The organism is Streptomyces caniferus (assembly GCF_009811555.1).
In the GTDB taxonomy this organism is placed as follows: domain Bacteria; phylum Actinomycetota; class Actinomycetes; order Streptomycetales; family Streptomycetaceae; genus Streptomyces; species Streptomyces caniferus.
Window position 1 is genome coordinate 1,408,245 of the sequence record NZ_BLIN01000002.1, and the last position, 17,683, is coordinate 1,425,927.

At 71.0% G+C, this 17,683-nt stretch carries 18 protein-coding genes; 10 read left to right on the forward strand and 8 right to left on the reverse strand.

All coding sequences use genetic code 11. From position 1 onward, the window contains the following. Nucleotides 1-13 precede the first annotated feature (13 nt). Complete coding sequence (locus Scani_RS08090; RefSeq protein WP_159471382.1) at nt 14-1,012, reverse strand: inorganic phosphate transporter; 999 nt, start codon at nt 1,010-1,012, stop codon at nt 14-16. 9 nt (nt 1,013-1,021) lie between these two features. Then, entirely contained in the window at nt 1,022-1,642 is a 621-nt protein-coding gene (locus Scani_RS08095; protein ID WP_042162406.1) for a DUF47 domain-containing protein, read from the reverse strand. A 194-nt stretch (nt 1,643-1,836) separates the two neighbouring features. On the opposite strand from Scani_RS08095, the gene Scani_RS08100 reads away from it, so the two are divergent. Beyond that, nucleotides 1,837-2,253: a metal-sensitive transcriptional regulator gene (locus Scani_RS08100; protein WP_159471392.1), complete on the forward strand. Its 417-nt coding sequence runs from the start codon at nt 1,837-1,839 to the stop codon at nt 2,251-2,253. Between the two features lie 25 nt (nt 2,254-2,278). Here the strand turns inward: Scani_RS08100 and Scani_RS08105 are convergent, their stop codons facing one another. Both Scani_RS08105 and Scani_RS08110 read right to left on the reverse strand, forming a co-directional pair. Then, a complete protein-coding gene (locus Scani_RS08105) occupies nt 2,279-2,497 on the reverse strand; it encodes a hypothetical protein (protein WP_159471901.1) in 219 nt (72 codons plus the stop codon). Nucleotides 2,498-2,637: 140 nt separating this feature from the next. Beyond that, on the reverse strand, nt 2,638-3,498 hold the full coding sequence (locus Scani_RS08110) for an SCO4651 family lipoprotein (RefSeq protein ID WP_159471394.1): 861 nt from the start codon (nt 3,496-3,498) through the stop codon (nt 2,638-2,640). A gap of 173 nt (nt 3,499-3,671) precedes the next feature. Between Scani_RS08110 and Scani_RS08115 the strand changes: the two genes are divergently transcribed. Further along, nucleotides 3,672-3,863 carry a hypothetical protein gene (locus Scani_RS08115; protein WP_159471396.1) on the forward strand — a complete coding sequence of 64 codons (192 nt, stop codon included), beginning with the start codon at nt 3,672-3,674 and terminating at the stop codon, nt 3,861-3,863. 247 nt (nt 3,864-4,110) lie between these two features. After that, on the forward strand, nt 4,111-5,730 hold the full coding sequence (locus Scani_RS08120; protein ID WP_159471398.1) for an FAD-binding oxidoreductase: 1,620 nt from the start codon (nt 4,111-4,113) through the stop codon (nt 5,728-5,730). A 116-nt stretch (nt 5,731-5,846) separates the two neighbouring features. Here the strand turns inward: Scani_RS08120 and Scani_RS08125 are convergent, their stop codons facing one another. Together Scani_RS08125 and Scani_RS08130 are read right to left on the reverse strand one after the other, a co-directional pair. Continuing rightward, a complete protein-coding gene (locus Scani_RS08125; protein ID WP_159471400.1) occupies nt 5,847-6,566 on the reverse strand; it encodes a phosphatase PAP2 family protein in 720 nt (239 codons plus the stop codon). Nucleotides 6,567-6,771: 205 nt separating this feature from the next. Continuing rightward, nucleotides 6,772-7,776: a bifunctional lytic transglycosylase/C40 family peptidase gene (locus Scani_RS08130; RefSeq protein WP_159471402.1), complete on the reverse strand. Its 1,005-nt coding sequence runs from the start codon at nt 7,774-7,776 to the stop codon at nt 6,772-6,774. Nucleotides 7,777-7,981: 205 nt separating this feature from the next. On the opposite strand from Scani_RS08130, the gene Scani_RS41670 reads away from it, so the two are divergent. The 7 genes from Scani_RS41670 to Scani_RS08160 all read left to right on the forward strand — a co-directional run bounded on the left by Scani_RS41670 (nt 7,982) and on the right by Scani_RS08160 (nt 16,054). After that, nucleotides 7,982-8,104 (forward strand): hypothetical protein, encoded by a 123-nt coding sequence (locus Scani_RS41670; RefSeq protein ID WP_267959244.1) that lies wholly within the window; start codon nt 7,982-7,984, stop codon nt 8,102-8,104. 297 nt (nt 8,105-8,401) lie between these two features. Beyond that, on the forward strand, nt 8,402-8,710 hold the full coding sequence (locus Scani_RS08135) for a DUF8827 family protein (RefSeq protein WP_006603970.1): 309 nt from the start codon (nt 8,402-8,404) through the stop codon (nt 8,708-8,710). Between the two features lie 482 nt (nt 8,711-9,192). After that, nucleotides 9,193-10,047: a DUF8175 domain-containg protein gene (locus Scani_RS08140; protein WP_159471404.1), complete on the forward strand. Its 855-nt coding sequence runs from the start codon at nt 9,193-9,195 to the stop codon at nt 10,045-10,047. Continuing rightward, nucleotides 10,037-11,359, forward strand: a complete 1,323-nt coding sequence (locus tag Scani_RS08145; protein ID WP_159471405.1) for a hypothetical protein — start codon at nt 10,037-10,039, stop codon at nt 11,357-11,359. Before Scani_RS08140 ends, Scani_RS08145 begins: the two co-directional genes overlap by 11 nt. Next, a complete protein-coding gene (locus Scani_RS08150) occupies nt 11,356-12,918 on the forward strand; it encodes an SCO6880 family protein (protein ID WP_159471407.1) in 1,563 nt (520 codons plus the stop codon). The genes Scani_RS08145 and Scani_RS08150 overlap by 4 nt, the downstream gene beginning before the upstream one ends. Before the next feature lie 29 nt (nt 12,919-12,947). Continuing rightward, the gene (locus Scani_RS08155) at nt 12,948-14,372 is read left to right on the forward strand and encodes an ATP-binding protein (RefSeq protein WP_159471902.1); all 1,425 of its coding nucleotides are present in this window, start codon (nt 12,948-12,950) and stop codon (nt 14,370-14,372) included. Beyond that, entirely contained in the window at nt 14,369-16,054 is a 1,686-nt protein-coding gene (locus tag Scani_RS08160; protein ID WP_159471409.1) for a TraM recognition domain-containing protein, read from the forward strand. Before Scani_RS08155 ends, Scani_RS08160 begins: the two co-directional genes overlap by 4 nt. On the opposite strand, the gene Scani_RS08165 is transcribed toward Scani_RS08160, so the two are convergent. Further along, nucleotides 16,036-16,836 carry a thioesterase II family protein gene (locus tag Scani_RS08165; RefSeq protein ID WP_159471411.1) on the reverse strand — a complete coding sequence of 267 codons (801 nt, stop codon included), beginning with the start codon at nt 16,834-16,836 and terminating at the stop codon, nt 16,036-16,038. The genes Scani_RS08160 and Scani_RS08165 overlap by 19 nt on opposite strands. Next, entirely contained in the window at nt 16,826-17,680 is an 855-nt protein-coding gene (locus tag Scani_RS08170; protein ID WP_159471413.1) for an SDR family NAD(P)-dependent oxidoreductase, read from the reverse strand. The genes Scani_RS08165 and Scani_RS08170 overlap by 11 nt, the downstream gene beginning before the upstream one ends. Nucleotides 17,681-17,683 lie beyond the last annotated feature (3 nt).

The following is a 17,683-nucleotide window of genomic DNA, read 5'->3' on the forward strand; positions in this document are numbered from 1 at the left end:
GTGGCCGGGTCGGTCAGCCGAAGGCCAGCCGGATCAGCCAGAACGCCAGCGCCGCGACCAGCGCCGCCGCCGGCATGGTGATGAACCAGCCCATCACGATGTTCTTGGCGACGCCCCAGCGCACCGCACGCGGGCCCTTGGTCGAGCCGACACCCATGATCGCGGAGGTGATCACATGGGTCGTGGAGATCGGCGCCTGGAACATGAACGAGGCGGTGTACATGACCGAGGCGGCGGTGGTCTCCGCGGCGAAGCCCTGCGGCGGGTCCAGCTCGATGATGCGGCGGCCCAGGGTGCGCATGATGCGCCAGCCGCCCGCGTACGTGCCCAGCGAGAGGGTGAGCGCACAAGCCAGCTTGACCCAGATCGGGATGGCGTCGTTCGCGTCCTCGACATCGGCGATGACCAGGGCCATCACCACGACACCCATGGTCTTCTGGGCGTCCTGCAGACCGTGTCCGAGCGCCATACCGGCGGCCGAGACGGTCTGCGCTATGCGGAAGCCGCGCTTGGCCTTGTGCGGGTTGGACTTACGGAACATCCAGAGGATCACGACCATCACGAGATAGCCGAGCACCAGGCCGATGACCGGTGAGATGAACATCGGCAGGACGACCTTTTCGATCACGCCGCCCCAGATGACCTTGGTGCCACCGGCCAGCGCCGCACCGACCATGCCGCCGAACAAGGCGTGCGAGGACGAGGACGGCAGGCCGAAGTACCAGGTGACGAGGTTCCAGACCACCGCACCGAGCAGCGCGGCGAAGAGAATGCCCATCCCCTGGTTGCCCTGGGGAGTGGCGATCAGCCCTTCGCTGACCGTCTTGGCGACCCCGCTGCCGAGAAACGCACCGGCGAGGTTCATCACGGCGGCCATCGCCAGCGCCGCGCGCGGCGTCAGTGCCCGCGTCGAGACCGAGGTCGCGATGGCGTTCGCGGAGTCGTGGAAGCCGTTGGTATAGGTGAAACCGAGCGCGACCGCGATGGTCACGACGAGCGCGAAGGTGTCCATAAGCGGCGCTCAGGACTCCTTGACCGCGATGGTCTCGACCGTGTTGGCGACGTGCTCGAACGCGTCCGCCGCCTCTTCCAGGATGTCCACGATCTGCTTGAGCTTGAGGACCTCGATGGCGTCGTACTTGCCGTTGAAGAGGTGCGCGAGCAGCTTGCGGTGGATCTGGTCGGCCTGGTTCTCCAGGCGGTTGACCTCGATCCAGTACTCGGTGAGGTTGGTCATGGTCCGCAGATGCGGCATGGCCTCGGCGGTCAGCTCGGCCGCCCGTGCCAGTACCTCGATCTGCTGGTCGATGCCCTTGGGCAGTTCCTCGACCTTGTAGAGGACGACCAGGTCGACCGCCTCTTCCATGAAGTCCATGATGTCGTCGAGCGACGAGGCGAGGTTGTAGATGTCCTCGCGGTCGAACGGCGTGATGAACGAGGAGTTCAGCTGGTGGAAGATCGCGTGGGTAGCGTCGTCACCCGCGTGCTCCGCCGCCCGCATCCGCTCGGCGATCTCTGCACGAGCGGAGGCGTCCGCCCCGAGCAGTTCCATCAGGAGCTTGGAGCCCGTGACGATGTTGTCCGCGGAGGCGGCGAACATGTCGTAGAAGCTCGTCTCCCTGGGGGTCAGACGAAAGCGCACGTGAAATCCTCGGGGTGCATCGGATTCGGTCGAGTTGATGCTAGGCGCATCATCCAGCCACAGCTAACCGGCATTCCTTCAGTGTCGCCCATCGTGCAGCATGCTCTGCACGGGGTACCACAGGTGCCCGCAAAGTTCGGTACCATATACCCACCAGGGGTATATAGATCGCCTAGATACCACGGGAGACGGCCATGACGACCACGGACGCCGACACCAACGGCAGCGCCGCAGCCGCCGCGGCCTGCCACCCCCAGCAGCCGGGCGCCGACCCCCGGGGCGCTGCTCAAACCGTGACCGATAACGCAGATAATTCGGCGACATCCGGCACCCACGGCTACGCACAGCAGAAGGACGCGCACATCAAGCGACTGCGCCGGATCGAGGGCCAGATCCGCGGGCTGCAGCGGATGCTCGAAGAGGATGTCTACTGCATCGACATACTCACCCAGGTCTCGGCGAGCACCAAGGGCCTGCAGTCCTTCGGCCTCCAGCTCCTGGAGGAGCATCTGCGCCACTGCGTCGCCGACGCGGCCGTCAAGGGCCCCGAGGCCATCGACGCCAAGGTCCAGGAGGCCACCAAGGCCATCGAGCGGATGCTGCGCACCTGAGCCGGCCGGCCCGTCGCGCCCCGCACTAACCGGGGGAGCGCCTCGTCGGACCGGCCAACGGATGCACCCGGTCCGCGCCGTCGCCGTCCGCCCCGTCGACCTCCAGCACCTCGTCGATGCGGTCCGGGCTGAGCCGGTCCTCGCTCGCGGCCGCTGCCGCGATCATCAACTCACCGGTCAGGTCGATCTCGACGAGGGCTACGTAGTCCTGGACCGTCGTAGGGCGGTGTCCGGCCACGTACAACACCTCCTCCTTCGAGCGCCTTCCCACGCCTGGGGTGGTTACCGTCAGCGTAAAGACGGGCGCACGCTCCGCGCATGGCACGGATGGACCATTTCCGCCATCCGGCAAGCACCCCCGTCACGTGCCCCGGCCGCCCTGTTCTAGCGCGCGGCCGAAGCGATCTTGCCCGCGTAGATGTCGCGCTCGTCCGGCAGCTGTACCGCGACCCTTGTACCGAAATCCGATAGTTCCGTGGTGGATGTCACCGATGCCCCCTTCGGTGCGCCGTTGGCGAAGCGGAACCACTGGCGCACCTTGCGCAGCCGCCCGTCCTCGTCCAGATACGCGTCGAAGGGCACCGCGTCGGTGGTGAACCCCTGTTCCGCGGCGACCAGCGCGGGCCTCGTGCGCGGCGACGCCTGCCGGGCGGCCGCCCCGATGTCCGTCGTCCCGCGGTAGTGCCGCACCCTGACGCCGTCCAGCCGCTCCTCGCCCTGGTAGGTCACCTCCCGTGCGCCGCGCAGCAGTTCCGCGGCGGCCAGCGGATCCGTCGCCCCGCCGGTGACCAGGTTCCCGTCGCTCAGCGACGCGGTGTAGATCCGCACCCACTTGTCGGCGGGCACCCCCGCCCCGCGGTTCTTCATGAACAGCGCACCGGGCGCGAGGATCTCCGTGATCGGCTGGTGGCCGCCGCCGGGCCGGCCCGCGGGATCGGGGAGGACCACCCGCAGCCGCCCGGTGCTCGTGGCGAAGTCGTAGCCGCCGGTGCCGCGGATGGCGACGCGGGTGCCGCCGCTGACCGTCTCCATGGACGTACGGATACCGGCGGAGCCGGCCCGCAGCAGGGCGGCGGCACTGTTGCGGACCTCCGCGGCGGCAGTGGCCCGGCCGGACGGGTCCTGGTCGTCGGCCGCGGCCCCGTCCGGGGAACAGCCCGTCGTCAGCAGCCCGACCGCCAGACCCGTCCCGCACGCCACGGCCACGGCGACCGCACCGCCGCCTCGCCTGTCCTGCACCACCATCGCGTACGAGCCCCCTCGGCCGCTGTCTTCGGGATCGGCCTGGGCCGGCCGGTCCGCTCGGGAGGGTCACACGTTCCGCCACCGCCGCCGCTGACGTTCCGTCGACCGTCCGGTTCAACGACCGTCGAGGGGGCTCGTCACGCAAGGGCACCTGGGACGCGTAGCGTGACAGGGTGCCCGACCGAGCCCCCCATGCGACCTCGACCACCGAAAGCGGTTCCTTCTGCACGGCCCGCTGCGCCTGCGGCTGGCGGGGGCCGGCCCGCCGTGCCCGCTCCCAGGCCCGTACGGACGCGGAGCGCCATCTGTCCGAGGCCCCGGCCGGACCACCTGCCGGCACCGGCTCCGAGCGCCCTCTGGAATGAGCGAGTCCGTTCCGGGAACCCGCCACGCCCGTACGGCATCTGCCTAGTGAGGGAAGCAAACGCACCACGCCGGTAACGGACTTCACGGACGGCACCGGACAGCGCGGAGCATTACCGGGCACGGCGCCACGCGCGGACAGCGCGCCGCATCCGCCCGGTACTGCGTTCCCGGCACGTGCCCCGCGACCAGCGGCCGGCCATCGGCAGCGGGGCAGGACCGTACGGACATCGAGGGGGACTCATCCCAGTGAAGCGGCGCACACTCCTGCAGGCGGGCGGCGGACTCGCGGCGACCTCGGTCGCCTTTGCCACCGGCTGCGACAACAAGACCGGCAAGGCGGGTGCGGCGTCCTCCACATCCGCCACGGGCGGCGCGACCGGCACCGGCGCGGCACAGACCAACGCGGCCTCGGCCCCCGCCGGCGCCGTCCGCGGCCGCGCCTCCCAGGCGTCCTGGACCGCACTGGGCAAGAGCCTGGACGGCAAGCTGGTGCGCGCCTCCGACGCCGCCTACGCGACCGCCCGCCGCCTCTACAACACCCGCTACGACACGCTGAAGCCGTCGGCCATCGCGTATGTCGAGCACCCGTCGGACATCGCCGAATGCCTCGCCTTCGCCCGCCGCTACGACACCCCGGTCGCCATCCGCAGCGGCGGCCACTCCTACGCCGGCTGGTCCAGCGGCAACAACAAGCTCGTCATCGACGTCTCCGCGCTCTCCAAGGTCGGCGCGCCGTCCGGCGGCACCACCCGCATCGGGGCGGGCGCCAAGCTCATCGACGTGTACGAGGGCCTGGGCGCGCACGGCGTGACCATACCCGGGGGCTCCTGCCCCACCGTCGGCATATCCGGTCTCACCCTCGGCGGCGGCCATGGCGTGGTCTCCCGCGCCTACGGCCTGACCTGCGACAGCCTCGTCGGCGCCACCCTGGTCACGGCCGACGGCAAGACCGTCGACTGCGACAAGAAGCAGCACGCCGACCTGTTCTGGGCGCTGCGCGGCGCCGGCAACGGCAACTTCGGCGTGGTGACCGAGCTCCGCTTCCGTACGCATCCGGCGCCCCGTGCCGTGATGGCGTACATGACCTGGCCGTGGTCCAAGGCGGCGAAGGTCGTGGCGTCCTGGCAGAAGTGGGGCCCGGTGCAGGCCGACGAGATATGGTCCGCCTGCCATCTCGACGCCCGCCCCGGCAACACCCCGTCCGTCTCCGTCGCGGCCTTCTCGCTGGGCAGCTACCGCGAACTGCAGAACGCCGTCGACAAGCTCGCCGACCAGCCGGGCGGCCCCGGCCCCGCCACCTCGGTCCACCTCACGCCGACCGGCTACCTGGACGCGATGGAGTCCTACGCGGGCTGCTCGTCGAAGTCCACGGCGCAGTGCCACATGCCGGGTTCGCTGCCCGGCCACACCGGCTCCGGCCAACTGGGCCGCGAGACCTACGCCGCCCGCTCGCACTTCTTCGACCGCTCGCTGTCCACGGCCGGTATCCGCACCCTGATGGACCAGATCGAGCGCGGCGGCCGCAAGGGCGTCAGCGGGAACGTGGCGCTGACGGCGCTGGGCGGCGCCGTCAACCGCGTCGGGCGCACCGACACCGCCTTCGTCCACCGCGGCTCGCGGTTCCTGGCCCAGTACTTGACGTCCTGGCCGGCGAACGGCTCGTCCGCCACCCGCACAGCGTGGCTGAATTCCTTCCACGACGCGATGCGCCGCTACTCCTCGGGCGCCGCCTACCAGAACTACACCGACCCGGGGCTCAGCGACTGGAAGTCCGCCTACTACGGCGCCGCCGCGACCCGCCTCGCCCAGGTCAAGCGGACCTACGACCCGCAGCGGCTGTTCAGCACCTTCCCGCAGGCGCTCTGACACCGGCGGGCACACGGACGGCCCGGCCCCGTGAGGGGTCCGGGCCGTCCGCATCCGCCAGGTCGTCGCTCCCGTGGGCCGCCGGACCGGTTCGTGCCACCCGGTCCGACGGCCCCTCAGGCCGCCAGGTCCTTGTCCCGCTCCTTGTGCCCCCGCGGCATCGCCGATCCGGTGGCGACCACCCGGCCGCCCTCGGCGTCCTGCCCCGCGCCGCCGTCCGCACCCGGCGCCCGCACCAGCCACGCCACCTTGGACCGGCCGATCGCCGTCGTCAGCGGCACCAGCAGCGCCTGCGCGAGCGGCGCGAGCAGCAGCGCGACGGCGGTGCCCAGCGCGAAGCCGCCGACCACGTCGGTCGGGTAGTGCACGCCCATGTAGACGCGGCAGAAGCCCTCGGCGAGCGCCAGCGCGATCCCGATCAGGCCGTACTTCCGGTGGGCGACGAACAGGGCGACGCCGACCGCCATGGTGAGCGTCGCGTGATCGCTCACGAACGAGAAGTCGCTCTTGCCGGGGATCAGCACTTCCAGGCCGGCATGGTCCTTGAACGGCCGCGGCCGCTCCACGAACCCCCGGATCGGGATATTGGCCAGCAGCGCGAGGCCCGCGGCCAGCGGCGCCCAGACCAGGCCCGCGACGGCGGACGGCGCGCCCGGCCGGCGGCGCGCCGACCACCAGGCGATCACACACAGCACCGCGAGGCCGGCGATGATGCCGTACTCGCCGATGTACTCCATGGCCTTGTTGACCCAGTGGGGGGCGTCCTTCGCGAGGCCGTTGATGCCGTCGAGCACGTCGACGTCGGGGTTCGGCCCCTCGAGTGCGAGTCCAGCCATCTGCCGCGGCCCCTTATCTTTCGCGCGCGCGAGCGCCGTCGTGTGCTGCCTGCCCCCGTGGTCGTCGAGCGTGTGCTGCGTCCAGCTCTGCTACGTCCCCACGCCAAGGAAACGCGATGTCCACCCCGGCCGTTCCACTCTCCACCGGATGATCACCAGGACGTTATCGAAGCTTGATTCATCACTGCAGTTCAGGGCCCTATGTTCACGCAGCGTTCGTACCGGGCAGCGCTTTTGCGCCATCGGACGTGACGCGGGTGGCACCGATGTAATCCGGCGTATCGATCTTGTCGAACCGGATTTTGGCCCCGGTGTACGGCGCATTGATCATGTACCCGCCCCCCACATAGATCCCCACATGGTGGATCGACCGCGGGTCCTTGAGGTCGTAGGCGAAGAACACCAGGTCCCCCGGGAGCAGCTCGTTCCGCTTCGGGTGCGCCCCGGCGTTCCACTGGTCGTTCGCCACCCGGGGCAGCTCGATGCCCACGGAGCGGTACGCCGCCTGGGTCAGCCCCGAACAGTCGAACCGCCCGCCCTGTGCCGCCGTGCCGGTACCACCCCACAAATAAGGCGTGCCGAGCTTCTCCTGCGCGAAGTAGATCGCCCCCGCGGCCTGCTTCGACGGCGCCACCGGACCCGACGGCGCCTCGAAGCTCTTCGCGAGCGTCGTGATCGTCTTCACGTAGTTCTGGGTCTCGCGGTACGGCGGCACCCCGTTGTACTGGATCACGCGGTACGCCCCCGCGTTGTACGCGGCGAGCATGTTGTGCGTGGCGTTGCCCGGTGCGCCCTTCACATAACTGGCCAGCTCGCAGTCGTACGAGGCCGCCGACGCGATCGCGTCGTGCGGGTCCCACACGTCCTTCTTGCCGTCGCCGTTCCCGTCGATGCCGTGGGTCTGCCACGTCCCCGGGATGAACTGCGCCATGCCCTGGGCGGCCGCCGGGCTCTGCGCCCGGGGGTTCCACCCGCTCTCCTGGTAGAGCTGCGCCGCCAGCAGCGCCGGGCTTATCGCGGGGCAGAGCGTCCCCCACTTCTGCACCAGCTGCTGGTACTCCGCCGGCACCGCGCCCTTCGCCAGCCCGAGCGCCTGTCCGCCGGCCCCGGCCAGCCTGGCCGCCACTGTGTACGTACCGATCACGAGCAGCCCGAGCAGGCAGAGCACCAGCCCTGCCCCGAGCCCTCCGGCCACCCAGAATTTCCGCACGCCCCAACCCTCCCCCATTCAGCCCCGGTTCACTGCCTTTTTCCGGTCGCTCCGCGCGCGTTGCGCCGCCCGCGGTGCGACACGACGGCGCACGACACGGCGCAGGGGGCGCTCCTGACCCGGTGTGAGATGCCCCTCACCGCGACGCCCGGAGCACCGCCGGATGAGCGACACTGCCCAAGAGCCCCGAGACAGGACGACAGCCGTGGACCCGAACAATCAGCAGCAGATGAGCCGGCACCTGTGGTGGCGCGTCGGTTATTTCCTGTTCGCCATCCACCTGGTGGCGCTCGTCATGATCTTCGCCATGTCGCACGCCCCGAAGTAGCCGCATCACCGGCCACACCAACCACCCGAACGGCCCCGGCCCCGAACGGCGCGCCGGACCGGCCACCAGCGCTTCCGATGATCATTGCTCAGGGTTGACCCCCGTGATACACACAGTGAGACCAGTCGGTTCAATGGACGGAGTGCGCCCGGGCATCCACGCGACTCCCACGGGATCCGTCAAAGAAAGCCGCCAAGTCGACAGCTGACGGCCCGTTTGTCAGCGAAGATAGAGACTGACCTGTGCCGCAGCCGGCACGGGCACACAACTACCCATCAAGGGGCGGTGAGTTCACACATGTTCATTGCGGCCGAAAAAGGCGATATCACCACCATCATCGGCGGAATCGCCCCGGACTGGGGGCCGTTCGGGAGCCTGGGCAACGAAGCCCGCGTGATGATCGAGGTGGTCATGGCGGTGGCGATCCTGCTGTGCCTCGGCATCGCGATCTGGGGCGCCGCCAAACAGCGCATCGGCGCCACCGCGCTGCGCGACACCTTCAGCGCCGAACAGGGCAAGGGCCTGATCGTGGCCGGCCTGACCGGCGTCTTCATCATCGGCTCCCTGGGGACGCTGTTCACCATCGTCTACGGCATGGCGGTCTAGCGCGGCCACGCCCCAGGGCCCGCCGTGGCCGCCCGCGTGGTGCACACCACCGGGCCGCGCCCGTCCCGGGCCGCTCCCCCTGCGCCCCCGCCCGTCCTCTCTCCGCCGTCCCGTGCCTCCACCCGCTCCCACCGCCCGACCTCCCCTGCCGAGGCGACATGCTGACGCCCTCTCATGCCCGGCCCGACGGGTCCGCCGCCGGCGCCCTCGTCACCCCCGCCACCAGCGGACCGATTGGGCGGGCCGCTGTACGGGGACAGGTGGACCCGGAAGCAAGAAGGCGATGGCAACCAGGGAGCGGGCGATGAGTACAAATGACCCACAGTCCCCCATTCGCCTCTGCCGTACCGCATCTGAGGACCCGTCACGGTGAGATGTACTCGTACCGCTGCACCCGAGCTGCCGCCCGCGCGGCTACGGTCATATGAGGGCGGCACAACTACGGCACGCAGGGCGACGGCGGCAGAGGGGGCACAGGCGCGATGAGTCTCAGTGACGACGGCGGCTACGGCGGCGACGGCCACCGCGGTTCCGAGACGGGCCAGACACGGACCAGACTTCCCGACAACGACGGTGATCTCTACGGCTCGGGACGGCGGCCCCGCGCGGGCATGTCCAGCCGCAACCTCGTCACCATCGTCGGCGTGGTCGTCCTGCTGCTCGCGGCCATCGCCTTCGCCAACCGCGGCGGCAGCGGCAACAGCGAGACCCCCTCCGCCGACTCCCCCAAGGACGCCGGCCACACCCAGCCCACCGCCCCCACCGGCACCAAGCCGACCACCGGAAAGACCGGAGGAATCGCCTCGGGCTTCGCCAAGACGGAGCAGGGGGCGCAGTCGGCGGCGGCGAATTATGCGGTGGCGCTCTCCAGTGGCGGGATGTACAAGTCGGCCCAGCGCGACGCGATCGTTGACGCCGTCTACACCTCCTCTGCGGCCGCGGACCGCAAGGAAAGCCTGCGCAAGATCTACACGGACCCCAAGTTCCTCAGCAAGATCGGCCTCAAGGCAGACGGCAACGCACCCAGCGGGATGACCTTCGTCTCCCGGGCTAACCCGGTCGGGACGAAGGCCGAGAAGTTCGAGGGCACCACGGCCACGGTCGCCGTCTGGTATTCCACCCTGTTCGGCCTCGCAGGCCAGGGGTCCCAGAACCCGGTCGCGGAGAGCTGGTACACGTCCACGATGCACATGCAGTGGGTGAACGGTGACTGGAAGATCGCCGGCTTCACGCAGAAGGCCGGGCCCGCGCCGATCGGCGGCGACCAGACCGCCGCGACGGCCAAGGACATGTCCCAGGCCGTCCAAGGTTTCGGAGGGTTCACATATGCGAGGTAAAACCGGACGTCGCGCCCTCACTGTTGCCTCGGCGCTGACCGCTCTGCAGGCAACGCTGACGGTCCTCGCGACCCGCGCACTCGCTGCCCCCTCGCCCAAGCCGAGCGAGGGACCCTGCGATCTGCTCACGGACAAGGCCAAGGAGCTCTGCGAGCGACGGGGCGGCGGCGGTGGCAGCACACCCGGCCCCAGCGGCGGCGGTCTCTCCGACAACAACCCCCTGGACCCCCTCGACTCCCTGGCCAAGGGCTGTGCCAAAGCCGCCGCCTGGATTGTCGAGAAGCTTTCCGACGCGGTGAAGGCCACCTCGCAGGTGGACTTCACCAACACCGCCTTCCTGCGGCAGTACGCGGTCGTCTTCGCCGCCTCCACCATCCTCACCCTCGTCCTGTGGCTGCTGGCGGTCGCCAAGCGCGCCGTGCGCGGGGTGCGGCTCACGGAGGCGATCAGTGAGGCGGTCGGATTCCTCTGGCTGACCGTGCTCGCCTCCGCCTTCACCCCGCTCATCCTCTACACGATCGTCTCGGCGACCGACGGGGTCACCGAGATCATCGCGAAGGGCACCGGGGCGCAGACCGACACCTTCTTCGGGGCGTTCTCGCAGGCGCTCACGAAGGGCACGGACATCGGCGGCGGCCCGATCATGCTGATCGTGGTGTCGCTGGTGTCGGTCCTCGCCGCCGGTGTGCTGTGGCTGGAGCTGGTGATCCGGGCCGCGCTGCTGTACGTCGGGGCGCTGCTGGGCACCGTCGTCTACGCCGGGCTCGTCGACAAGAACATGTGGGGGCATGTGCGCCGCTGGGCGGGCATCATGATCGCGGTGATCATGGTGAAGCCGGTCATCGTGATCGTCCTCGGCATCGCCGGTGCGCTCTCCCACGACAAGGGCCCCAACGCCTTCTCCGCGGTCGTCTCCGGCCTCGCGATCATCGTCCTCGCCATCTTCGCCAGTGCGGTGATCTACCGCTTCGTCCCCGGCTTCGGCGACGAGATGGTCTCGGCCCGTACGAACAAGGGCCGGGCCACCGACGGCAGCCAGGCCGCCGCGATGATCTCCTCGCCCGCGGCGCTGGTGTCCCAGGGCATCAAGACCCACAGCTCCCGCAGGTCCGGCGGGGACGGCGGGCAGCCACAGGGCGCGCAGGGCGGCCAGTCCCGGCCGGCCGACGCGGTGGCCGGCGGTGTCACCGCGCACAGCTCCCGCACCGGCGGCGGCCGCTCCTCGGCACCCGCCACCCCCGCCCCCCGTACGAACCCCGGCCCGAGCAGCAGCTCCCGCACCGGCAAAACAGCAGGAGGTGAGGGGCGTTGAGCACGCAGTCCCACCCGATCGCGCCACGTCGCACCTATCTGATCGGCCGCGCCCGGCCCAACGCGATCGTCGGCAAGAACCGCGAGACCGGTGAGATCGCGCTGATCATCGTGGGGGCGTTCCTCGGCATGATGTGCGGGCTGCTGGTGCCCCTGCTGCCGCTGCGGATCGTGTCCCTCACCGGCTTCCCGATGCTGGGGCTCGCCCTCGTCTACGTGCCGTACAAGGGCCGTACGTTCTACAAGTGGTTCGAGATCCGGCGCAGCTTCCGCCGTACGGTCCGCCGCGGTGCGACCTACCGTTCCGGCGCCGCCGAGGCCGGCGTCCGGCTGGACGGCCGCGAGATCGAGATCGGCCCGCCGCCCGGCATCGGCCGGATCAACTGGCTCTCCGCCCCGTTCGGCCCCGACGAGATCGCGGTGCTGCTGCACGCCGACCGCAAGACGGTGACGGCCGCCATCGAGATCGAGGGGCCGGGCGTCGGCCTGCGCGACAGCGAGGACCAGGAGGCGCTGGTCGACCGCTTCGGGACGCTGCTCAAGCATGTGGCCAACGGCGACGGCTTCGTGACCCGGCTGCAGATGCTGGCCCGTACGCTCCCCGCCGACCCGGACGCGCACGCCAAGGACGTCGCCCAGCGCGGCGACCGCTCCTCCCCGGACTGGCTGCAGGAGTCCTACGACCAGCTCCAGTCGATGGTCTCGACCTCCTCCGAGCAGCACCGCGCCTACCTCGTCGCCTGTATGCACTACACCCGCGAGCTGGCCGCCGAGGCGCAGACCATGGCGCGCGCCGCCCGGATGCACCAGGGCGGGCTGCTGCGCAAGAAGCTGGACCGCGACGCCGGTCTCGCGGTCGTGATGGCCCGTGAGCTGACCGACATCTGCGCCCGGCTCGCCGAGGCCGACATCCGGGTCCGCCAGCCGCTGGGCCAGGCCCGGCTCGCCTCCCTCGTGCACTCCATGTACGACCCGGACCACCCCATCGACCACATCCAGGCGATGAGCAAGCGCAACGCCTGGCCGGCCGAGCTGGATGCGATGGAGCCGACGTATCTGCAGGCCAAGACGCGGGAGTCGACGACCCGCGCACCCTGGTGCCACGCCACCGCCTGGGTCAAGGAGTGGCCGCTGACCCCGGTGGGCGTCAACTTCCTCGCGCCCCTCCTGGTGCACACCCCGGACGTGATCCGTACGGTCGCGGTCTGCATGGACCTGGAGCCCACCGAGATCGCCATCGAGCGGATGCTCACCGAGAAGACGAACGACGATGCCGAGGCCAGCCGTGCCGCGAAGATGAACCGCGTCGTCGACCCGCGCGACGTCGCCCACCACGGCCGCGTCGACCAGCGCGGCGAGGACCTGGCGTCCGGCGCCGCCGGCGTCAATCTCGTCGGCTACCTCACGGTCTCCTCCCGCTCGCCCGAGGCGCTCGCCCGCGACAAGCGCACCATCCGCGCCTCGGCCGGCAAGTCCTACCTCAAGCTGGAGTGGTGCGACCGCGAGCACCACCGGGCGTTCGTCAACACCCTGCCGTTCGCGACCGGGATCCGCCGCTAAAGCCGCTGGGAGGCGCGTACGTCATGGCCATGCTCGATCCGCTCGGAGCGCTCACCGACGCGTTCACCAGCTTCCTGTTCGGGAAGGTGGAGACGACCCGGCTGCCCGTACGCACCTCCACCGGCCAGGCGCAGGCGGTCTATCTGCCCACCGCGGCCCCCGGCCTCGGCGACTCCGGCGTGATCATCGGCCGTGAGGTCTACAGCGGCAAGGGCTACATCTACGACCCCTTCCAGCTCTACGGGCAGCAGCTGCCGGCCCCGCACTGGCTGGTGCTCGGCGAGTCCGGCAACGGCAAGTCGGCGCTGGAGAAGACCTATGTGCTGCGGCAGTTGAGGTTCCGTGACCGTCAGGTCGTGGTGCTCGATGCCCAGGGCGAGGACGGCGTCGGCGAGTGGAACCTCATCGCCCAGGAGCTGGGGATAACCCCCATCCGCCTGGACCCGACGGCCGCTCTCAACGGCGGCATCCGCCTCAACCCCCTCGATCCGTCGATCACCACCACGGGCCAGCTGGCCCTGCTGCGCACGATCATCGAGGTGGCGATGGGCCACGGCCTGGACGAGCGCTCCGGCTTCGCCCTCAAGGTCGCCCATGCCTACGTCACCGAAACCATCACCGACCGGCAGCCCGTCCTGACCGACATCGTCGAGCAGCTGCGGCACCCGGAGGCGGAGTCGGCGGAGTCGATGAATGTCGACATAGACGACGTCCGGGCCTGGGGCCTGGACGTGGCGCTGGTCCTCGACCGGCTCGTCGACGGTGACCTGCGCGGGATGTTCGACGGCCCGACCTCGGCGGGCATCGACCTCGACGCACCGCTGATCGTCTTCGACCTCTCGCACATCGACCGCAACTCCATCGCGATGCCGATCCTGATGGCGATCGTCGGCGTCTGGCTGGAGCACACCTGGATCCGCCCCGACCGCAAGAAGCGCATCTTCCTGGTCGAAGAGGCCTGGCACATCATCAACTCGCCCTTCGTCGCCCAGCTCTTCCAGCGGCTGCTGAAGTTCGGCCGACGGCTCGGCCTGTCGTTCGTGGCCGTCGTCCACCACCTCAGCGACGTGGTCGACGGCGCCGCCGCCCGGGAGGCCGCGGCGATCCTCAAGATGGCCTCGACCCGCACCATCTACGCCCAGAAGGCCGACGAGGCACGCGCCACGGGCCGGGTACTGGGCCTGCCGCGCTGGGCCGTCGAGATCATCCCGACCCTCACCCCCGGCATCGCGGTCTGGGACGTCAACGGCAATGTCCAGGTCGTCAAACACCTCATCACCGAGGCCGAGCGCCCGCTCGTCTACACCGACCGGGCGATGACCGAGTCGTCCGCGATGCCGACGGACGAGGCGCGCGCCCTCCAGGCGGCGGCGGACGCCGAGGCCGAGGCGCGCGCCGAGGCCATGGCGATGGAGCGGCAGTGGAGAGACGAGTCGAGCGAGACGGTGGCGTGACGCGCGGATACGACGAGGAACGGGGCGGCCGCGGCTACCGCGACGCGCCCGGCGGGCGGGGGCGCGGCATCCCCGACTCCCTGCTGGTCGGGCTGCTCGCCTTCCTGCTGGGCCTGACCCTCCTGGTGTGGACCGCGACCGGCCTGGCCGGCCTGTTCACGCACGGCGCCTGGCCCGACGGCGTCACCTACCCCGGTACGCCGATGGCGCTGCGCCACCTGGTCTCGGCGCCGCACGACCTCGCCGCCGCCTGGCCCGACACCCCCAAGGGCCAGCTCTCCGGGTACGGCCTGTTCTGGGGCATCCTCATCGGCGAGCTGATGGTCCTGCTGGTCCTGGTGATCTTCGCCCTGGGGACGGTCACCCGCTATCGCGCGGTCCGCTCGGCACGGCGGGCGAAGGCCAGGCAGGCTCGGGAGGCGGCCTACGACGCACGCGCGACGGAACGGGACGCGCGGCCGACCGGGAAGGCCGGAGAACCCCGGACGCCTCGGGAGCCCCAAGAGCCCCGGGAGACGGCCCGTACCGCCCCGGAGCCCGCGGCGGCGCCCAGCGAGGACGCACCCGCCGGACCGGCCACCCCCGCCGGACCGGCCGTCCCCACCACACCCTCCGCCCCGTCCGTACCCCTCGGCCCCTCGGCGACCACCACGGCCATGGCCACCGGCCCCGTCCCCGAGCAACGCACCGCTCCCCCGGCAGCCCCGGCGCTCCCGGGGGCCGGGACGACCGGCCCGCACGCCGAACCCGCCCTCCCCCGCCTCCAGTTCGCCACCGACCGCACCGTCACCCTCGCGGCGTCCCTCGCCGCCGCGACCGCCGCCCCGGGCCCCCTGATCGTCGCCACGACCGACCCCGTCCTCTGGGCCGACACCAAGGACGCCCGCGCCAAGCTCGGCCCGGTGCTGACCTACGACCCCACGCACCGCCTCGACACCCCGGCCCGGCTGCGCTGGTCACCGACCTCCGGCTGTACGGACCTCGCCACCGCCACCGCCCGTGCCACCGCGCTGCTGGCCCCCGTACGCCCGGCCGGCGCCCTGGACTCGGCCGTCGCGGACGCCGCCCAGACCCTGCTGCGCTGCTGGCTGCACGCCGCCGCGGTGGACGGCCGCCCGTTCCGCCAGCTGCACCGCTGGGCACACACCACCGGCGCCGCCCAGGAACCCGTACGCATCCTGCGCACCAGCGCCAAGGCCTCCGGCGGCCAGGCCGGCGAGCTGGAGTCGGTGCTGACCGCCCACCCCGAACGCCGGGAGGCCGCCCAACAGTTGGTCGGCCGCGCACTGACCGCCCTCTCCTCGATCCATATCCGGGACGCCTGCAATCCACTTCGAGCAGATTCAGTCATCCTCGAATCATTTATCGACGAGGGGGGAACGCTGTACGTGGTAGGCGATCCCATCGAGGATCCGCGTACCGACCCGGGTGCGATGCCGCTGCTCACCGCACTCCTCTCGCACGTGGTCGAGCACGGCCGCCGCATGGCCGAACGGTCATCTGACGGTCGGCTCGACCCACCACTCACCCTCGTCCTGGACGACATCGCGGCCCTCGCCCCGCTGCCCGCCCTCCCCGGCCTCCTCGAAACGGGCCGCGGCCGCGGCCTGCTGACCCTGGCGACCATGCGCTCCCGCGAACAGGCCCGCGCCCGCTGGCCACATCACTCCCTCCCGGCCTGACCGACGCCGACCTGCTCCGCCACCTCCGGCCAGTGCCCGGCGACGTAGAAGTGACCACCGCCCGGAAAGATCCGCATCCGGAAGCCCCCGACGGTGTGCCGACGCCAGGCGCCCGCGTCCTCGACGGCGACCAGCGGATCGGCGTCACCGACGAGCACGGTCACCGGCGTTCGCAACGGCGGCCCCGGCCGGTGCCGGTAGGTCTCCACGGCCTTGTAGTCGCTGCGCACCACGGGCAGGGACGTCGCCAGCACCGCGCGGTCCTCCAGGAGCCGCGGGTCGGTGCCCGCGGTCCGCCGGATCTCCTCGACGAGTCCGTCGTCGTCCCGCAGGTGGACGGTGCCGTTCCTGACGCGCGACGGGGCCCAGGCACTGGAGGCGATCAGCCGGACGGGCCGGGTGGCGCCCTCCTGCTCCAGCAGCCGGGTCACCTCGTACGCCACCAGCGCGCCCATGCTGTGTCCCAGCAGGGTCAGCGGCCGGCCGGTGAGCGGTGCCAGCGCCTGGTACGCGCCGGCCGCCAGCTCCGTCACCTGCTCGATACGCTCTTCGCGGAGCCGGTCGTGGCGGCCCGGGTACCGCACCGCCAGCACCTCGTACGGGTGGTCCTGCGCGGCTGGTGAGGCGGCGAGGGCCGTGGCGAGCGGCCGGAAGGCGCCCGCGCCACCGCCCGCGTGCGGAAAGCAGACCACCCTCCCCCAGGCCGCCGAGGAGCGGGGAGGGGGCCCGAGCGCCCCGGCCGGGCGCCGCCCCAGCCTGCGCAGCCATGGACTACATGCCACGGGTGTAGCCCCCGTCGACGGTCAGGCTCTGCGCCGTGATGGCGGCCGCGCGGTCGGACACCAGGAATCCGATGAGCTCGGCGGCCTCCCGTGCCTCGACGAGCCGGCGCAGCGGGATGCTCTTACGGGCCTGGCGCAGCATCCGCACCGGGTCCGCGCCGATCTCGTCCGCCTGGGCGGCGAGTTCTCGTCGGAGCATGGGGGTGTCGATCCAGCCGGGCAGGACGGCGTTGACCGTGATCCCACGGGCGGCGAGATCGAGGGCCAGTCCCTTGGTGTAGCCGATCAGGCCGTGTTTGGAGGCGCAGTAGGCGGTGTTCCGCATCTTGCCGGCCTTGCCGAGGATGGAGGACACGTTGACGATGCGCCCCTTGTCGACGAGGTGTTCCAGACAGGCGGCGGTGACCGCGAAGGTGCCGTGCAGATTGATGTCGAGCACCCGCAGCCAGGTGGTCTCGTCGTCGGGGCCGTTCTCGTCGGCCACCCCGGCGTTGTTGACGAGGATGTCGAGCCTGCCCGCGGCCCGGAGTGCGGTGCGCAGCCGGGTGCGTACGAGGGCGCGGTCGCGCAGGTCCACGGGGACCGGCACGACGTCGGCGCCCAGGTCGTGTACTTCCTTGACGACGGTGTCCAGGAGGGCGGCGTCCCGGTCCAGCAGGATCAGACGCGCGGCGCCGGACGCGGCCAGCAGGAGGGCGACCTCGCGGCCGATGCCCTGGGCCGCGCCGGTGACGACGGCGGTCCGGCCCGTCAGTTCGCCGGGCTCCGGCGGGCCGGCGGGCCGGTCCTGTGCGGTGGGCCGGGGGTGTGCGGTGGACTCGGGGTGGGTGTCGTATGCGTTCATGAC